Raw genomic sequence first — 17,748 nt, forward strand, 5'->3', positions numbered from 1 at the left:
ATGAACGACACCACCCACGCCATGCCCGTGACGACCGGGCGGACCGGCGTCTGGATCTTCGGTGCGCGCGGCTCGCTGGCCACGACCGTGGTCGCGGGCGCGGCTGCCGTCGCCGCCGGGCTCGCCCCGGCGGAGGGCTGCGCCGCGGAGCTCCCCGATTTCCGTGCCGCCGGCCTGCCGCCGGTGGACGCGCTCGTCTTCGGCGGTCACGACGTGGTCGGCACGGCCCTCGTCGAGAAGGCCGGGCGGCTCGTCGACGGCGGTGTGCTGCCCGCGTCCCTGCTGCCGCACGTGCGGGAGGCGCTGACCACGGCGGACCGCGAGATCCGCGACGGCCTGCCGGACGGCGGGGCCGAACCCCAGGCGCGGGCGGCCGAGCGGCTGACCGCCGACATCGCCGCCTTCCGGGAGCGGCACGGGCTGGCGCGGGTGGTGGCGGTCAACCTCGCCTCCACGGAACCGCTCCCGGCCGCCGACCCGGCCCACGCCTCGCTCGACGCGCTGGAGCAGGCGCTCGAGACCCGGGCGGACGTCCTCCCGGCAAGCTCCTTGTACGCGTACGCCGCCTTCCGGGCGGGCTGCGCGTACGTCAACTTCACCCCGTCCGCGGGCGCTTGCCTTCCGGCCCTGGAGGAGCTGGCCCGCGTCACGGGTCTGCCGCACGCCGGGCGCGACGGCAAGACGGGCGAGACGCTGGTCAAGAGCGCACTCGCGCCGATGTTCCGGCAGCGCGCCCTGAAGGTGCGGTCGTGGTCGGGCAGCAACCTGCTCGGCGGCGGCGACGGCGCGACCCTCGCCGACCCGGCCGCCGCGCGCAGCAAGACCGACTCGAAGCAGCGCAGCCTGGAGGAGACGCTCGGCCACCCCGTCGAGGGCGTCGTCCACATCGACAACGTCCCCGACATGGGCGAGTGGAAGACCGCGTGGAACCACATCTCCTTCGAGGGCTTCCTCGGGGTCCGGATGACCCTGCAATTCACCTGGCAGGGCTGCGACTCGGCGCTGGCCGCGCCACTGGTCCTGGACCTGGCGCGGTTCGCGGCGCTGGCCCACGCGCGCGGGGAGGCCGGGGCACTGCCGTCGCTCGGCTTCTACTTCAAGAGCCCGGTGGGCTCCACGGAACACAACCTGACGAGGCAGTACGAGGCACTGCGCGCGTGGGCGGTGCGGCCGGACGCGGCTCCGGCGGTGCCGCGGTGACGCCGGGACGCGGCCGGTCCCGGGCCCTGCTGCGGGACCTGGCCGAGCTCGTACGGGCTCCTGCGGCCCTCACCGTGCCGGGTGACGTGCTCGCGGGTGCCACCGCCGCGGGCCTGCCGCTCGGACCGCGCACGGCGGGGCTCGCGGCGTCGTCGGTCGGCCTGTACTGGGCCGGGATGGCCCTGAACGACTGGGCGGACCGCGAGGAGGACGCACGTGACCGGCCGGGCCGGCCCGTCCCGTCCGGCAGGGTCTCCCCGCGCACGGCGCTGCTCACCGCCACCGCGCTGACCGCCGGCGGCCTCGGCCTCGCGGCACTGTCCGGCGGGCGCCGCACCCTGCTGACCCGCGCGCTGCCCCTGGCGGCGACGGTGTGGGCGTACGACCTGGGGCTGAAGTCCACGCCCCTGGGCCCGGCCGCGATGGCGGCCGCCCGGGGTCTGGACGTGCTCCTCGGCGCGGGCCCGGCACCGGCGCGCGGTGCGGTCGTCCCGGCGCTGCTGATGGCGGCCCACACCCACGAGGTCACCCGGCTGAGCCGGTTCGAGGTCGAGGGCTGCACCCCGGCGGAGCCCCGCGCCGCACTCGCGGCGACGGCCGCGCTGGGCGCCGCGGCGGCCGCCCCCGGGCCCGGCACCACCCGCGCCACGGGAGCCGTCGCTGCGGCGGGCGCCGCGCTCTATACGGCGACGGCCGGACGCGCCCAGTACGCGGCCGCGCGCCGGCCGGACGCGCCCCGCGTCCGCGGCGCGGTGAAGGCGGGCATCCACGCCATGCTCCCGCTGCAGGCCGCCCTGGTGGCCCGGGCGGGCCGCCCGTCCCTGGCGGCCCCGCTGGTGGCGGCCCTGCCTCTAGCCGCCCGGCTGGCACGAAAGGTGTCACCGACATGACGGCCGCACCGGCGCGGAACGACGCCACCGGACGCACACCCGCATCCGGTGCCGCCGGAGCGGTCCCCGGCCCGGATCCGGCGCACCCGGGCAACCTCCGATTCGCCTACGGGACCAACGGGTTCGGGGACCACCGGCTCGGGGACGCCGTCCGCGTCCTCGCCGACCTCGGGTACGAAGGCGTCTCCCTCACCCTCGACCACCACCACCTCGACCCCTTCGACCCCGCACTCGCCCGCCGGGTCGACACCGTCCGCCGGGACCTCGACCGCGCCGGGCTCGCCGTCGTCGTCGAGACCGGCGGGCGGTACGTGCTCGACCCCTGGCACAAGCACCAGCCCACCCTGCTCTCGGACGAGGACGAGGGCCGGGGCCGGGCCCGCCGGCTTGAGCTGCTGCGGCGCGCGGTGCGCATCGGTGCCGACCTCGGTGCCGAAGCGGTGCACCTGTGGAGCGGCACCACCGTCCCCGGCGTCACCGATGCCCAGGCTTGGGACCGCCTCGTCGACGGCTGCGCCGAGACCCTCGCGCACGCCGACCGCGCCGGCATCGACCTCGCCTTCGAGCCCGAACCCGGCATGCTCGTCAGCGATCTGACCGGATACCGGCGTCTGTACACCGCCCTCGGCAGCCCCGACCGCTTCCGGCTCACCCTGGACCTCGGCCACTGCCGGTGCCTGGAGCCCTGGCCCGTCGACGAGTGCGTCCGGCGGTCCGCGGACCGGCTCGCGCACGTACAGATCGAGGACATGCGCCGGGGCGTGCACGAGCATCTCCCGTTCGGCCTGGGCGAGATCGACTTCCCGCCCGTGCTGAGAGCCCTCGTGGACACCGGCTACCGGGGCCTCGTCTCCGTGGAGCTGCCCCGCCACAGCCACGCCGCCACCGCCACCGCACGCAGCTGCCTGGAGTTCCTGCGCGCGCACGCCCCGGCGACGGCGCCGGGCGCACGGCCCCGACGACCGGAGAGGACCACCACCCCATGACCGCGACCGCAACCGCCACCCTCGGACCCGCCACGGAACCGGCCGGGTCCGCCGACGCCCTCACCGAACGCACCCTCCGCGATTCCCTCCACGCCGCCCTCGACGCCGACGCCCGCGCCTGGCTCGACCGGGCCCTGGGCGAGGTCGCCGACTCCGCCACCGCCCTGCACCGCCACTTCCCCGCCGCCGGCCGCGGCTGCGGCCGCGGCCCGCTGCCCGGCTGGGCGGGCTGGTCGATCGCGGACGCCGCCCGGACCGTCCTGCTGCTGGCCGCTTCGCCGGACGCCCGGACCCTGGTCTCCGAGGCCGTGTCCCTCTACCACCGGGGCGACGCGTACGAGCGGATCGGCGTGCTGCGCGCGCTGCCGTTCCTGCCCATCGGCCCGGCCGCCCTGCCGCTCGTCGACGACGCGCTGCGCACCAACGACACCCGCCTGATCGGGGCCGCCGTCGGCCCCTACGCCTGCCGGCACCTGGACCAGGACCACTGGCGGCAGGCGGTCCTCAAGTGCCTGTTCACCGGCATCCGGCTGTCCGCGGTCGCCGGTCTCGACGCCCGCCGCGACGCGGAACTGGCCGCCATGGCCGAGCGGTTCGCCCAGGAGCGGCGCGCCGCGGGCCGCCCCGTGCCCGACGACACCTGGCTGCTCACGCACGCCCGCTGAGCGGCCCCGGCCCTCCCGCCCCACGAACCACCCAGCAGCAGGAGCGAACCACCTTGCGCATCTTCGACCCGCACATCCACATGACCTCGCGGACCACGGACGACTACCGGGCCATGCACGCCGCCGGTGTCCGCGCGGTGGTCGAGCCCGCGTTCTGGCTGGGCCAGCCGCGTACGTCGCCCGACTCGTTCGCCGACTACTTCGACGGTCTCCTCGGCTGGGAGCCCTTCCGCGCCGCGCAGTTCGGCATCCGGCACCACTGCACGATCGGCCTCAACCCCAAGGAGGCCAACGACCCGCGCTGCGCCCCCGTCATCGACCTGCTGCCCCGCTACCTGGCCAAGGACGGCGTCGTGGCCGTGGGCGAGATCGGCTTCGACAACGGCACCCCGGCGGAGGAGCGGGCCTTCGCCGCCCAGCTCGCCCTCGCCGTCGAACACGGCCTGCCCGCGCTCGTCCACACCCCGCACCGCGACAAGGCCGGCGGCACCGCGCGCTCCCTCGCCGTCGTCGCGGACTCCGGGATCGACCCCTCGTACGTGGTCCTGGACCACCTCAACGAGGTCACCGTGGACGAGGTCGCCGCGTCCGGCTGCTGGATGGGCTTCTCCATCTACCCCGACACCAAGATGACCCCCGACCGCATGGTGCGGATCCTCCAGCGGCACGGGACCGAGCGGATGCTCGTGAACTCGGCCGCCGACTGGGGCCACAGCGACCCGCTGCTCACCCGCGCCACGGGCGAGGCCATGCTGGCCGCCGGCTTCGGCGACGACGACGTGGACCGCGTCCTGTGGCGCAATCCCGTCGCCTTCTACGGGCAGAGCGGCCGCCTCGACCTCACCGGCGGACAGCCTGGTGACGCCCCTGGGGCCGCGGCCCCCGCCGCCCACTTCGAGGGCAACTCCATTCTGCGCGGCGGCAGCTGAGCGGACCGGAAGGAAGGGGAGGAGGAACCATGCGCTTCCGGCACCGGGACGGCACCGTCGTCCACCTGTCCTATTGCACCAACGTCCACCCGGCCGAGGACCTGGCCGGCATCCGGGCCCAACTCGCCGATTACGCCGAACCGGTGCGCGAGCGCCTGGGAACCGGCCTGCTCGGCCTCGGCCTGTGGCTGCCGCACGACGCGGCCACGGCCCTGGCGGCGGATCCCGCCGCGCCGGCCCGGCTGCGCGCCGACCTGACCGCACGCGGCCTGGAGGTCGTCTCCCTCAACGGCTTCCCGTACGAGGGCTTCCACGCCCCCGTCGTGAAGCACGCCGTCTACTCCCCCGACTGGGCCGACCCCCGCCGACTCGCCTACACCCTCGACCTCGCCCGCGTGCTGGCCGAGCTGTTGCCCGACGACGCCGCGAGGGGCAGCGTCTCCACCCTGCCCTTCGGCTGGCGCACCGCGTGGACCGCCGGGCGGCGCGACGCGGTGCGGCGCAACCTGGAGGCACTGGCCGAAGGCCTGCGACGGATCGAGGCGGAGACCGGCCGCCGGATCCGCGTCGGCCTGGAGCCCGAGCCGGGCTGTGCCGCCGAGACCGTGCGCCAGGCGCTGGACGGCCTGGCCGGCACCGACCACACCCACCTCGGCCTGTGCCTGGACGCCTGCCACCTCGCGGTGGCCCACGAGGACCCGGCCGGCGCCGTCGCCGACTGCGCCGACGCCGGCGTCCCCGTGGTCAAGCTCCAGGCCTCGGCCGCCCTGCAGGCCGACCGGCCGCGCGACCCCGCGACCCGGGCCGCACTCGCCCCCTTCGCCGAGCCGCGCTTCCTGCACCAGACCCGGGAGGCGGGCGCGCCGGACACCCCGGCCGCCCACCGCTTCGCCGCGGTCCGGGACGACCCGGCCGCCCGGGACGACCTCCCCCAGGCCCTCGACCCCGCCGACGGCCTGCCCGGGGACGCCCCGTGGCGCATCCACTACCACGTACCGCTGCACGCCGACCCCGAACCGCCCCTGCGCAGCACCCGCTCCGTGCTGAGCGAGACCCTGCACGCCCTGTTCGCCGGCCCCCGGGCGGTCACGGACCACGTGGAGGTCGAGACCTACACCTGGTCCGTCCTCCCGGAGGACCGGCGGCCCGGCGACGCGAGCGGCGGCCTGCCCGCCGGCATCGCGGCCGAACTCGACCACGCCCGCCGCGAACTGACCGCGCTCGGGCTCCGCCAGGAGGACCACCGTTGACCGCCGCCGAACGAACGCCCGCCCGTACCCGCGCCAAGGTCGCCGTGCTGTGCACGGTCGGCCTGACCACACGGCTGCTGGAGCACATGCCCAACCTCCGCGCGGTCGGCGAAGCGGGCTTCGCCGCCCCGCTGGACACGGTCTTCCCCGCCGTGACGGCGACCGTGCAGGCCACCTTCACCACCGGCCTGCTGCCGCGTGACCACGGCGCCGTCGCCAACGGCTGGTACCACCGCGACCAGGGCGAGATCCACTTCTGGCGGCAGCACAACGCACTGGTGCGGGGCGAGAAGGTGTGGCAGGCCGCGCGCGCCGCGGACCCCGCCCACTCCACGGCCTACCTGTGCTGGTGGTGGGCGATGGGCGCGGACGTCGACACGATCCTCACCCCGCGCCCCGTCTACCGCTACGACGGCCGCAAGCAGCCCGACTGCTACACCGTGCCCGCCGGCCTGCGCGACGAACTCACCGCGGAGCTGGGCGAGTTCCCCCTCTTCACCTACTGGGGGCCGACCGCGGGCATCAACTCGACGCGCTGGATCGCCGCGGCCGCCCGCCTCGTCGTGGACCGCCGCGGCCCCGACCTGAGCTTCGTGTACATCCCGCACCTGGACTACGACCTGCAGCGCTTCGGCCCCGACAGCCCGCAGGCCGTCCGCGCGGCACGCGAGGCCGACGCCGCGCTCGGACCGCTCCTGGACGATCTGCGCGAGCGCGGCACCACCGTCCTCGCGCTGAGCGAGTACGGCATCAGCCCGGTGCGGCGGCCCGTGGACATCAACCGCGCGCTGCGCCGCGAGGGCCTGCTGAAGGTCTACGCGCAGCGCGGCATGGAGTACCTGGACACCTACACCTCCCGCGCCTTCGCCGTCGCCGACCACCAGGTCGCCCACGTCTACGTGAAGGACCCGGCGGACGTGGCGCGCACCCGGGACCTGCTGGCCGCGCTCCCCGGGGTGGACGAGGTCCACGACCGGGCCGCCCAGGAGAAGCTGGGCATCGACCACGCCAACGCGGGCGAGCTGGTCGTGGTCGCGGAGCCGGGCGCCTGGTTCACGTACTACTACTGGCTCGACGACGAGCGGGCCCCCGACTTCGCGCGGGGCGTCGAGATCCACCGCAAGCCCGGCTACGACCCGGCCGAGCTGTTCTTCGACCCCGCCGACCCGCTGGTCAAGGCGAAGGCGGCACTGACCGTGGCCCGCAAGAAGGCGGGCATGCGCGCCCCGATGACGGTGGTCCCGCTGGACCCGTCGTGCGTGCGGGGCAGCCACGGCCGGCTCCCGGAGGACGACCGTGACGGGCCGGTGCTGCTGTGCTCGGACGGCTCGCAGGCGCGGGACCGGTACCGGGCGACCGAGGTCAAGGACCTGATCCTGCGGCTCCAGGGGCTCGGGTGATGGGTACGGGAACGAAGGAGACGGCGCGGGCGGCCGGACCGGGGGCAGCGGACCCGGCCGGCCCGCACAGCGGGTCCGGAGCCCTCCGCGCTGCCCTGAGCAGCCGCCAGATCAGCATGATCGCGCTGGGCGGCGTCATCGGCACCGGCCTGTTCCTGGGCTCCGGGCAGGCGATCTCCCTGGCCGGACCGGCCGTCGTCCTCGCCTACGCCGCCGCGGCCGTCGTCGCCCTCGTCGTGACGTACGCCCTCGCGGAGATGACCGCCGCGCATCCGCGCGCGGGCGGGTTCGGCGCCCTGGCCCACATCCACCTGGGCCCGCTGGCCGGCTTCGTCCAGCGCTGGATCTACTGGATCGCCCAGGTGATCAACATCGGGAGCGAGGCCGTCGCGGCGGGGATGTACACCCGCATGTGGTGGCCGGGGCTGCCGCTGTGGATCCCGGTCGCGGTCTTCTCCCTCGCGATGGTGGGGGTGAACGTCCTCTCCGTGGCGTTCTTCGGCACGTTCGAGTACTGGTTCGCCATGATCAAGGTCGGCGCCCTCGTCGTGCTGCTCTCGCTGGGCGCCGTGGCCATCGTCTTCGGCCTGCCCGGCCAGGCGGCGGTAGGGACATCGGCACTCGTCGGGCACGGCGGGCTCGCGCCCAACGGCCTGACGGGCCTGTGGCTGGCCACGACCATGGCGTCGTTCAGCTACATCGGGACCGAGGCCCTCTCGCTGACGGCGGCGGAGTCCAGCGACCCGGTGCGCGACATCCCGCGCGCGGCGCGGATGACCGTCTTCCGGCTGACGGCGTTCTCCGTGCTGGGCATCGCCGTGGTCGTGATGATCGTGCCGTGGACGGAGGCGGGCGGCGACCGAGGCGTCGTCCAGAGCCCGTTCGTCCGGCTCTTCGGCTCGGCGGGCCTCCCGGCCGCGGCGACCATCATGAACCTGATCGTGCTCGTCGCCGCGCTGTCCGCGATGAACACCAACCTCTTCGCGACGGCCAGGACCCTCTACTCGCTCGGCTCCGACGGCTGGGCCCCCGCCCGCCTGACGCGCCTGAGCAAGCGCGGCACGCCGGTCGGCGCGCTGCTGCTGTCGGCGGTCGGCGCGCTGGGCGCGATCCTCGTGTCGGTCGTCTCCCCGGACCGGGTCTTCGCCATCATGATCGCGGTGGCCCTGTTCAGCGCGCTCGTCACCTGGCTCGTCATCCTGGCCACGCACGTCGCCTTCCGCCGCGGCCGCGCGGCGGACGCCCCCGCCCTGCCCATCCGCCTGTCCGGCGCCCCCTGGACGACCCTGGCGGCGGCCGCCTTCGTGGTCGCGGTTCTCGTCACGATGGCCTTCACCCCGTACTTCCGCGTGGGCCTCCTCGCGGGCGGCCCGCTCCTGGCGCTGGTGACGGCCGCGTACTTCGCCGTACGGGCCCGCACGGCACGGACGGCGCGGCGGACCCTGGCAGCGGACTGAAGCCGCCCGCCCCGCCCGCCCGGCGGGGCGGGGCCCCGGCACCACGAACGGCCTACGGCCCTCGCGGCACCACCCGCTACACTGTCCGCGGTGGCGCAGCCCTCGTCGGCCGCACCGCCGCAGCGCCCCGCCTCCGTAGCTCAGGGGATAGAGCACCGCTCTCCTAAAGCGGGTGTCGGCAGTTCGAATCTGCCCGGGGGCACAGTCGCAGCAGGACAGAAAGCCCTTCCGCCCGATCGGGCGGAAGGGCTTTCTGTGTGTGGTTCAGCAGTGAGGCTCCGCGCTACGAGTGCGAGTCACCGCAGTCGTCGCCCTTGCCGCCACCCTTGCCGTGGTGGCCGCCGCCCTTGCCGTGGCCCTTGCCCTCGCCCTTGCCGTGGTCGCAGTCGTCGCCCTTGCCACCACCCTTGCCGTGGTGGCCACCGCCCTTGCCGTGACCTTCACCCTTGCCGTGGTCGCCACCGCCCTTGCCGTGGCCCTCGCCCTTCCCGTGGTCGCCACCGCCCTTGCCGTGGTCGCCGCCCCCGTTGCCGTGGTCGCCGCCTCCGAGCTGATGGGTGGTCACGACGGCGCTGTGGGACGGCGCGGTGGATTCCGCGGCCGATGCCGAGCCGGCTCCGGCGGCGATGAGTGCGGCGGCGAACGGGACGGCGGTCACGAGAGCGAGAAGGCGGGCCCTGCGGTTGCTGGCCATATCGGTTCCTCCAAGGGGAAAGCGGGCGGCACGGAGTGGTCCGACCTGACCAGTCCGTCGACGTGGCGGCGTCTGCGGACCAAAGTGGCTCATCGCAATGTCTGATGACCAGGGGAAACCGGTTCTCTCCTCCGCAAGCGTGAACAGAGTCCGGTAAACCTCGTGCGGCCCCACGGATCAGCAAACCGCCTACGACGCGGGGTCCTTGAGGTCGTTGATGACGAGGTCCTGGAGGCGGACGGAGAACCAGACCTCCTGCTTGGCGCCTCCCGACCACCGCTCCGTGAGGACGACCGTGGAGTGGCCGGCTCCGCTGCCCTCGTAGCGGGTGGCCCAGGTGGCGGGGACGTTCTGGGCGCGGAAGACGGGGTCGGCGTCGTGCTGGAGGGCCCAGGCGTCGAGGCGCTTGTCGAGGTCGGGCGCGAGATAGCGGGCGCGCACCTGGGCGGGGGTCGAGGGGCCCTTGTGGAGGACGGCCTGCCGGTAGTCGCGGAAGAAGGAATTGACGCGGACCTCGGCCCGGGACTGCTGGGCCGCCGTGACAGCGGGGGCCGTGGGGGCGTCCACGGCCTGGGCGGACAGGGCGAGCGGGCCGGCCGTCAGCAGGGCGGTGGTGACGGCCACGGCGGCGCAAAGCCTCGTACGGTTCGGCATATTCATGACGTAAGCACGTACCCATAAATCCGCACATCACTCGCTTGCACTCGCTCGCGCGTGCGGCGCCGCGCCGCGCGAAGATCACGCCCGGCCGAATCGGATCAGCTGAATTCGACTAAAGTCGGATTCCTCACCGCTGGTTGTGGGGCCAGTACGCGGTCCGGGGCGCAGGGGCGTCCCGAGGGGAGGGCATGTTTCCGCATGAGTCGTCGCTCCAACGGACTGATAGGCATCTGGGCCGAGGCGCAGCGTCAGCAGCAGCGCCAGCGTGAAGCCGCACACCGGGAACGGACGCAGGCCCAGCGGGAACAGGAGCGGCAGCAGCGGGCGTACGAGCGCGAGACCGCGCGGCTCGACCGGGAGCAGCGCGCGGCGTACCGGCAGCGGCGCGAGGCCGAGGCCATGCGCCGTACGGAGGAGCTGGAGGGCCGGGTCGCGGAGTTGACCGGGCTGCTGGTGGCCGGGTGCGCCGAACCGGCGTTCACCGCGGCGGCGCTCCGCAGGCCCGAGGAGGTCGAACCGTTCCAGCCGGGGCACCTCGCGCACCCGGTGGCGATGCCCGACCCCGGCCAGTACCGCTTCGCGCGCCAGCAGTTCGAGCGCGACTGGCAGGCCGCGCAGGCCGCCGAGGCACAGCGGCAGCAGCAGCTGGCCGCGTACCGGCAGCAGTACGACCAGTGGGCCGCCGGGCAGCTCGCGGAGACGCGGCGGTACAACGCGGGCGTCGCGGAGATGACCGAGGCGCTGCGCGGGCGCGACCCGGACGCGGTCGTCGACTACTTCTCCGCCGCGCTCTACGCCTCCTCCGCCTGGCCGCAGGAGTTCCCGCACCAGATCTCCGCCGCGTACGACCCGGGCGCGCGGCAGTTGGTGCTGACGTCGGAGCTGCCGGGGTACGGGATCGTGCCGGAGGCGAAGGCGGTGCGGTACATGCCGACCGCCGACCAGGACAAGGAGACGGCCCGGCCCGCCGCCCAGCGGCGGGCCGTGTACCGCGATGTGCTGGCGCAGTGCGTGCTGCTGACGGTGCGTGAGCTGTTCGCGGCCGATGAGTTCGGGGCGCTGGAATCCGTATCGCTCAACGCCTTCGTCGACGACCACGACCCGGCCACCGGGCGGCGCGCGCAGATCGTCCTGGCCACGGTCTCCGTGGCGCGGGGGGTCTTCGAGGGGCTGCACCTGGAGCAGGTCAGCGCCGTCGACTGTCTCGTCGACGGGCTGGGCGGCCAGCTGTCCGCCCGCCCCGACCAGCTCGCGGCCGTGCGGCCGGGGCGGATGCCCGACGAGGTGGGCCGGGGCGTGGTGTCGCACGGCGGCGGTGACGACCCGGACCTCTACGAGATGGACCCGATCGAGTTCGAGGGGCTGGTCGCCCAGCTGTTCCGGGCCCGCGGGATGCAGGCCGTGATGACGACGCGCTCCAACGACGGCGGCGTGGACGTCGAGGCGCTCGACCCGGACCCGATCAGCGGCGGCCGGATCATCGTGCAGGTGAAGCGGTACCGCAAGACGGTGCCGCCGACCGCGGTGCGCGATCTGTACGGGACCGTGCAGGGCGCCGGTGCGAACAAGGGCGTGCTGGTGACGACTTCGGGGTTCGGCCCCGGTTCGTACACCTTCGCCAACGGCAAGCCGCTGACCCTGGTCTCCGGCGAGGAGCTGGTCGGCCTGCTCGGCCGGCACGGGCTGCGCGGCCGGCTGGGCGGCGGCCCGGCGGCGGCCGCGGCCCGTCCTGCGGCGGCCCCCGCCGAGCAGGCGGCCGGTGATCACAACGTCCTGGGGATGGCGTGGTCCGGCCGGGTCGCCCTGGACGTGTGCGCGCTCGTATGCGAGGGCACGCGCGTGCTCAGCGACGATCACTTCGTCTTCTACAACAATCCGGCCACCCCCGACGGGTCCGTGCGCGCGGTGCCCCCGTCCGCCGGGGACAAGGCGGCCCTCCGTGTGACCTTCGACGCCCTCCCCGCGGCCTCGGACCGGCTGGTCCTCGTCGCCGCGATCGACCCGGCCGTCAATCCGGACGCCGACCTCTCGGAGTTCACGGACGCGCGGATCCGGCTGTCGGACGCGTCGGGTTCGGAGCTCGGGCAGCTGGAGGTCTCGGACGGGCGGCCGGGTGAGACGGCGCTGGTGCTGGGCTCTTTCCGGCGGCGGGCGAACGGCGACTGGGACTTCGTGCTGGGCGGGCAGGGGTACCGGGGCGGGCTTTCGGATCTTGTGCAGGATTTCGGTATCGAGGTGGCGTGAGGTCCGCCCCGGGGTCCGGGGCGGAGCCCCGGTGGGTCGAGGACTTGTCCACATCACCCATTCGGGTAAGCGAACCCTCGTAGACTGCAAAAATGGCCGACCCCACCCAGACCTCCCGCCCCTCCGACACCAGCGAAGCGCTCGGCTGTCTTCAGCGCGTCTTCGGCTATGACGCGTTCCGGGGCGATCAGGAAGAGATCATCGAGCACGTCGTCGCAGGTGGGGACGCACTCGTGCTGATGCCCACCGGTGGTGGCAAGTCGCTCTGCTATCAGATCCCGGCGCTCGTGCGGCCCGGTGTGGGCGTCGTGATCTCGCCGCTGATCGCGCTCATGCAGGACCAGGTCGACGCGCTGCGCGCGCTCGGTGTCCGGGCGGGCTTCCTGAACTCCACGCAGGATCTCGACGAGCGGCGGATGGTCGAGGCGGAGTTCCTCGCGGGCGAGATCGACCTGCTCTATCTGGCGCCGGAGCGGCTGCGGGTCGAGGCGACGCTGCGGCTACTGGACCGGGGCAAGATCTCCCTGTTCGCCATCGACGAGGCGCACTGCGTGGCGCAGTGGGGCCACGACTTCCGGCCGGACTACCTGGCGCTGTCCCAGCTCCACGAGCGCTGGCCGGACGTGCCGCGCATCGCGCTGACCGCGACCGCCACCGAGGCCACGCACACGGAGATCGCGGGGCGGCTGAAGCTCCAGGACGCCCGGCACTTCGTGGCGAGCTTCGACCGGCCGAACATCCAGTACCGCATCGCCCCGAAGGACGAGCCCAAGCGCCAGCTGCTGGAGCTGCTGCGCAGCGAGCACGACGGTGACGCGGGCGTGGTCTACTGCCTGTCCCGCAAGGGCGTGGAGGACACGGCCGCGTTCCTCGCGCAGAACGGCATCGACGCCCTGCCGTACCACGCGGGGCTCGACGCGCGGACCCGCGCCGCGAACCAGTCGCGCTTCCTGCGCGAGGACGGCGTGGTCGTGGTGGCCACGATCGCGTTCGGCATGGGCATCGACAAGCCGGACGTCCGGTTCGTCGCCCACCTCGACCTGCCGAAGTCCGTCGAGGGGTACTACCAGGAGACCGGCCGTGCCGGGCGCGACGGGCTGCCGTCCACGGCCTGGCTGGCGTACGGGCTCCAGGACGTCGTCCAGCAGCGCAAAATGATCGACGGCTCGGAGGGCGACGACGCCCACCGCCGCAGGCTCGGCGCGCACCTCGACGCGATGCTGGCGCTGTGCGAGACGGTCGAGTGCCGCCGGGTGCAGCTGCTGGCGTATTTCGGCCAGCAGAGCACCGCCTGCGGCAACTGCGACACGTGTCTGACGCCCGCCGAGACGTGGGACGGCACCATCGCCGCCCAGAAGTTCCTCTCCGCGGTGCTGCGGCTGGCCAGGGAGCGGCGGCAGAAGTTCGGCGCGGGCCAGATCATCGACATCCTGCTGGGCAAGAAGACCGCGAAGGTCATCCAGCACGACCACGACGGCCTGACGGTCTTCGGCATCGGCACCGAGCTGAGCGTCGCCGAATGGCGCGGCGTGGTCCGGCAGTTGCTGGCGCAGGGCCTGCTGGCCGTCGAGGGCGACTACGGCACGCTGGTCCTCACCGACGCGAGCGCGGAGGTGCTGGGCCGGCAGCGCGAGGTGCGGCTGCGGCGCGAGCCGGCCCGCGCCGCGAAGAGCGCGTCCCGGTCCTCGTCGGGCGCGGGCAAGAAGAGCGCGCCCGTCGATCTGCCGGCGGAGCTGGTGCCGGTCTTCGAGTCCCTGCGGGCGTGGCGGGGTGCCACGGCCAAGGAGCTCGGGGTGCCCGCGTATGTCATCTTCCACGACGCGACGCTGCGGCAGATCGCGACGGTGTCGCCCTCCTCCCTGGAGGAGCTGTCGGGGATCAGTGGGGTGGGCGAGGGCAAGCTCGCGAAGTACGGACCGCCGATCCTGGACCTGCTGGCGGGCCTGCGAGCGGAGGGGTAACCGGGCGGGTCGTTCCCCGCCCGGCCCCTTCCCGAAACCGGGGCGCGTGCCCCCCCCCGGACCCCCGGGGGCGGAACACCCAGGCGCAAACGGCGCCTACCCTGCTGTCGGCCGAGGCTCGATGCGCCGCTGCGCGACATCCACCGCCGCCCCGAACCGCGCGTCCGGCCTCAGCGCATGCTCACGCGCGCACGCCTCCGTGAATTTGAGGACGTGTTCGTCACCGTGGGCGACCGCTCGGGCGATGAGTTCGCCGAAGGGCGGTATGTCCGCCTCCGCGGCCCGGGACGCCGCGGAGGCCTCGGCACCGCGGTCTCCGGTGAAGGCGAGCAGCAGCGCGGTGTGCACGTGCCAGAGCGCGGCGAGTGACGGCTCATGGAGTTCGTCGGGCAGATGGGGCAGCACGAGGCGTACGGCGGCGGGCGCGGTGACCCCGTGGACGAGGGGCACGGGCGGAAGTTCGGGATGGGCGAGGTAGATCCCGGCGAACTCGGTGGTCATCTCGGTGAGCAGCCACTGCGTGCGCGTCGGGGCGAGCGCGTCCAGCGCTTCCGCATAGCCGGGCAGCCGGTCCGGGTGGGCCAGCCGCCCCGCCGCCGAGCCGACACGGAAGTCACCGGGGTGCGGCGTACGGGGCAGTGCCGCCACGGCCCCCGCCAGGTCCTGCGTGCCCCGCATCCGGACCTCGCCGGGCAGGTGGGCGAACCGGGCCGCCCAGTAGGCGAGGCCCCGGGCCAGCTCCGTGAGCCGGCCCGGAGTGGGCTCCGGGGCGGCGGCGAGGGAGCGCACGGCGTGGGCGGTGCGGATCACGCCGTGGGTGAGGCCCGCGAGCAGTCCGGGCAGCAGCCTGGGCCACCAGCGGACGAGCACGTCGCGCCAGGCGGCGTCGGCGAGTTCGCACGCGAAGAGCCGTTCCCAGTCGCCGGCGCGGGAGAAGTCCCCGAGGGCCGGGCGCCAGGAGGTCTCGTCGGCGGGGTCGAGTGCGAAGCGCGGGGCGGGCACCTCGTGATGGGGCATGACGGAGCGGTAGCCCTCGACCCAGGCGGCGACCTCGTCGCCGTGGCCGAGGACGGCGAGCGCCTCCGCGCCCATGGGGCCGTGGTTGGCGAGGTCGCCCTGGGCCCCGCGTTCGTATCCGAGGTCGTCCATGCGCTCCAGGGCGTCGTTGATCGCATCCTGGTAACCGATGACCGGCATGGTGGAGCCCCCTGTCCAGAAGTTCGGATTCCCGAATAGTTTGGATTTACGAAGCATCTACAATCTCAGTATGCAGCACGCCGCCGAACCCGGGACGCACCGGCTCCCCACCCCGGAGGAGACCCAGGCCATCGGCCTGGTCCCCCTGCTGGCGCCCTACATCCGCCAGGCCCCCGCAGAGATGCCCGACGAGCTGCGCACGGTCTTCGACACCCACAGCCTCACCGCGCGGCACGGCGCGGTGCTGCCGCAACTGCTCGCGGAACAGCCGCTGGCGGTCAGCGAGTTGGCGCGGCGACTGCGATTGTCGCTGTCGACCACCAGCGAGCTGGTCGGCGCGCTCGACCGGGCCGGGCTGGTCGAGCGACGTGAGGACCCCACGAACCGGCGCCGCACACTGGTGGCCATCGCCGACGACCGCCTGCCGGTGGTCGAGGCGTTCATCGCCACCCGTTCCCAGCCGCTGCTGCGCGCGCTCGACAGCCTGTCGCCGCGCGACCGCGCGGGCTTCATCGCAGGACTGAACGCATGGGCGCGAGAGGTGCGGGACCGGCCGGCCACGCCCCCGGATAGGGCTCCCGCACCGAAGTGAGGTGGGCGTAGACGACGACGTTGCCCAGATACTCGTGGGCGTCCTCGTCGAAGCCTCCGCCACAGGTGATCAGCCTCAACTCGGCCCGGGCGGAAGGCCCGTAGACCTTCTGCGAAGGGAAGTCCGCGCTGCCGTACACCTCGATCGCGTCGATCGTGAAGACCGCGGTACGGCCGTCGGCGCGGGCGACCTCCACGGCCTGGCCCTTCTTCAGGGCTCCCAGGCTGTAGAAGACGGCCGGGCCGACGGCCGTGTCGACGTGCCCGGCGACGATCGCGGTGCCGGTCGCTCCCGGTGTGGCGCCGCCCGCGTACCAGCCGGCGAGGTTGCGGTCGTCGTCCGGCGGGCTGGCGAGACTGCCGTCCGGCAGCAGGGCCAGGGGCCGCGTCGGGGCGTCGACCTGGATCTCCGGGATGCGGACGCGGGTCGGCGGCGAGGGCGGCAGCGGCGGCACGCTGGGTCCCATGCGCGGCACGGGCGCGCCGGGCGCACTCGGCGAGGCCGGTGAGAACGCCTCGGCGGCGGACGGCTGCGGGGGCGGCCCCTGCACTCCCGCGCCGTGCTGGATGAGCCAGCTGCCGGTGCACAGGGCTATGGCCAGGGCTGTGGCCACGGCGGCTTTGCGGCGGGCGTCGGCAGCGGGCGGGCGCGGCTTGCGCGGAGCGCAGGCCGTGCGGGCTTCCCGGGCTCGCTCCGCGCGGACGGTGCGCGCTCGGGCGTGGCGGGTCTTCCGTGTCTCGCCCATCGGGGCTCCTCCACCGCGCCGCGGGTTCTTTCCCCAGCCCCGCCCCTTCCCGAACTGGGGCTCCGCCCCAGACCCCGAAGCACGCTCCGCGCGCTGTCCTCAAACGCCGGACGGGCTGATTGTGACGGGAGGGGGCGGGACGCGCAGGGGAAGTGCGGGACGTAAAGCGAAGCAGTCCCGTACTTCCCCGGAGCGGCACGGCCCCGCACCCGACAACGAAGGCCGGCAAAAACCAGCCCGTCCGGCGTTTGAGGACGCTCCCGCAGGGAGCTCCCGCCGCAGGCGGCAACGCACCCGCACCCAAGCGCAGTCCTCAGACGCGTCCCCCACGCCGCCGCAAGAACCACGTGCCGCCCACCGCCGCCGTCGCCAAGACAGCCGCTCCGGCCATGATTTCGGTCAGGCCCGAGTTCTCGCTCGTGGAGCCGACGCCGGTCTTCACGCCGCCCATGGGCGGCTTCGTGGCCGTGGTGCTCATGCCGGGGCTGCTGCTCGCGCCGCTGCCACTACCGCCGCCGCCACCGCTGCCGACCATCAGGTCGCCCGTCGCCTCCTTGCCGTTGTGGCATTTGACGCCGATGCCGTACGTGCCGGACTTCGCCTTGGCCGGGACCGAGAACTGGCCGACGACGTCCTCCTTGTGCGTGCCCGGCTTCAGGGCGAACGAGGCGGGGCCGCCGACCGCGCTGGCGTCGCCCGTGCCCGAGCCGTTGGAGCCGCAAGCGGTGGTGTTCACCGTGACCAGGGTGCCGGGCTGGGCGGGGCTGGGAGAGACCTCGAGTTTGCCGAAGTCCCCGGCGAGCGCGGGCGCGCCCGTCGGCCCGAGGGCCACGATGGTCAGAGCGGCCCCGGTGAGCACTCGTGCAGTACGCATGCCT

General features: G+C 74.1%; 16 protein-coding genes and 1 tRNA gene. 12 read left to right on the forward strand and 5 right to left on the reverse strand.

The window, feature by feature from the left end; translation table 11 throughout:
• The 9 genes from ABD269_RS07510 to ABD269_RS07550 all read left to right on the forward strand — a co-directional run bounded on the left by ABD269_RS07510 (position 1) and on the right by ABD269_RS07550 (position 8,979).
• The gene (locus ABD269_RS07510) at positions 1-1,200 is read left to right on the forward strand and encodes an inositol-3-phosphate synthase (RefSeq protein ID WP_344117051.1); all 1,200 of its coding nucleotides are present in this window, start codon (positions 1-3) and stop codon (positions 1,198-1,200) included.
• A complete protein-coding gene (locus ABD269_RS07515) occupies positions 1,197-2,090 on the forward strand; it encodes an SCO3242 family prenyltransferase (protein WP_344117052.1) in 894 nt (297 codons plus the stop codon). The genes ABD269_RS07510 and ABD269_RS07515 overlap by 4 nt, the downstream gene beginning before the upstream one ends.
• Entirely contained in the window at positions 2,087-3,076 is a 990-nt protein-coding gene (locus ABD269_RS07520; protein WP_344117053.1) for a sugar phosphate isomerase/epimerase family protein, read from the forward strand. The genes ABD269_RS07515 and ABD269_RS07520 overlap by 4 nt, the downstream gene beginning before the upstream one ends.
• Complete coding sequence (locus tag ABD269_RS07525) at positions 3,073-3,741, forward strand: EboA domain-containing protein (RefSeq protein ID WP_344117054.1); 669 nt, start codon at positions 3,073-3,075, stop codon at positions 3,739-3,741. The genes ABD269_RS07520 and ABD269_RS07525 overlap by 4 nt, the downstream gene beginning before the upstream one ends.
• 53 nt (positions 3,742-3,794) lie before the next feature.
• A complete protein-coding gene (locus tag ABD269_RS07530; RefSeq protein WP_344117055.1) occupies positions 3,795-4,670 on the forward strand; it encodes a TatD family hydrolase in 876 nt (291 codons plus the stop codon).
• Between the two features lie 29 nt (positions 4,671-4,699).
• The gene (gene eboE, locus ABD269_RS07535; RefSeq protein ID WP_344117057.1) at positions 4,700-5,920 is read left to right on the forward strand and encodes a metabolite traffic protein EboE; all 1,221 of its coding nucleotides are present in this window, start codon (positions 4,700-4,702) and stop codon (positions 5,918-5,920) included.
• A gap of 44 nt (positions 5,921-5,964) precedes the next feature.
• The gene (locus tag ABD269_RS07540) at positions 5,965-7,320 is read left to right on the forward strand and encodes an alkaline phosphatase family protein (RefSeq protein ID WP_344117267.1); all 1,356 of its coding nucleotides are present in this window, start codon (positions 5,965-5,967) and stop codon (positions 7,318-7,320) included.
• Positions 7,320-8,777 (forward strand): amino acid permease, encoded by a 1,458-nt coding sequence (locus ABD269_RS07545; protein WP_344117058.1) that lies wholly within the window; start codon positions 7,320-7,322, stop codon positions 8,775-8,777. Before ABD269_RS07540 ends, ABD269_RS07545 begins: the two co-directional genes overlap by 1 nt.
• Positions 8,778-8,906: 129 nt before the next feature.
• Positions 8,907-8,979, forward strand: a tRNA-Arg gene (locus ABD269_RS07550).
• A gap of 81 nt (positions 8,980-9,060) precedes the next feature.
• On the opposite strand, the gene ABD269_RS07555 is transcribed toward ABD269_RS07550, so the two are convergent.
• A complete protein-coding gene (locus ABD269_RS07555) occupies positions 9,061-9,471 on the reverse strand; it encodes a hypothetical protein (protein ID WP_344117059.1) in 411 nt (136 codons plus the stop codon).
• A 189-nt stretch (positions 9,472-9,660) separates the two neighbouring features.
• Positions 9,661-10,125, reverse strand: a complete 465-nt coding sequence (locus ABD269_RS07560; RefSeq protein ID WP_344117060.1) for a hypothetical protein — start codon at positions 10,123-10,125, stop codon at positions 9,661-9,663.
• A gap of 204 nt (positions 10,126-10,329) precedes the next feature.
• On the opposite strand from ABD269_RS07560, the gene ABD269_RS07565 reads away from it, so the two are divergent.
• Together ABD269_RS07565 and recQ are read left to right on the forward strand one after the other, a co-directional pair.
• A complete protein-coding gene (locus ABD269_RS07565) occupies positions 10,330-12,375 on the forward strand; it encodes a restriction endonuclease (protein ID WP_344117061.1) in 2,046 nt (681 codons plus the stop codon).
• A gap of 92 nt (positions 12,376-12,467) precedes the next feature.
• On the forward strand, positions 12,468-14,336 hold the full coding sequence (gene recQ, locus ABD269_RS07570) for a DNA helicase RecQ (RefSeq protein ID WP_344117062.1): 1,869 nt from the start codon (positions 12,468-12,470) through the stop codon (positions 14,334-14,336).
• Positions 14,337-14,432: 96 nt separating this feature from the next.
• On the opposite strand, the gene ABD269_RS07575 is transcribed toward recQ, so the two are convergent.
• On the reverse strand, positions 14,433-15,533 hold the full coding sequence (locus ABD269_RS07575; protein WP_344117063.1) for a hypothetical protein: 1,101 nt from the start codon (positions 15,531-15,533) through the stop codon (positions 14,433-14,435).
• Positions 15,534-15,603: 70 nt separating this feature from the next.
• Between ABD269_RS07575 and ABD269_RS07580 the strand changes: the two genes are divergently transcribed.
• Positions 15,604-16,125 carry a MarR family winged helix-turn-helix transcriptional regulator gene (locus ABD269_RS07580; protein ID WP_344117064.1) on the forward strand — a complete coding sequence of 174 codons (522 nt, stop codon included), beginning with the start codon at positions 15,604-15,606 and terminating at the stop codon, positions 16,123-16,125.
• On the opposite strand, the gene ABD269_RS07585 is transcribed toward ABD269_RS07580, so the two are convergent.
• Positions 16,043-16,870 (reverse strand): class F sortase, encoded by an 828-nt coding sequence (locus ABD269_RS07585; protein ID WP_344117065.1) that lies wholly within the window; start codon positions 16,868-16,870, stop codon positions 16,043-16,045. The genes ABD269_RS07580 and ABD269_RS07585 overlap by 83 nt on opposite strands.
• 313 nt (positions 16,871-17,183) lie before the next feature.
• The gene (locus tag ABD269_RS07590) at positions 17,184-17,744 is read right to left on the reverse strand and encodes a hypothetical protein (protein WP_344117066.1); all 561 of its coding nucleotides are present in this window, start codon (positions 17,742-17,744) and stop codon (positions 17,184-17,186) included.
• Positions 17,745-17,748 lie beyond the last annotated feature (4 nt).

The sequence above is a fragment of the Streptomyces blastmyceticus genome (genome assembly GCF_039521185.1).
Lineage (GTDB): Bacteria > Actinomycetota > Actinomycetes > Streptomycetales > Streptomycetaceae > Streptomyces > Streptomyces blastmyceticus.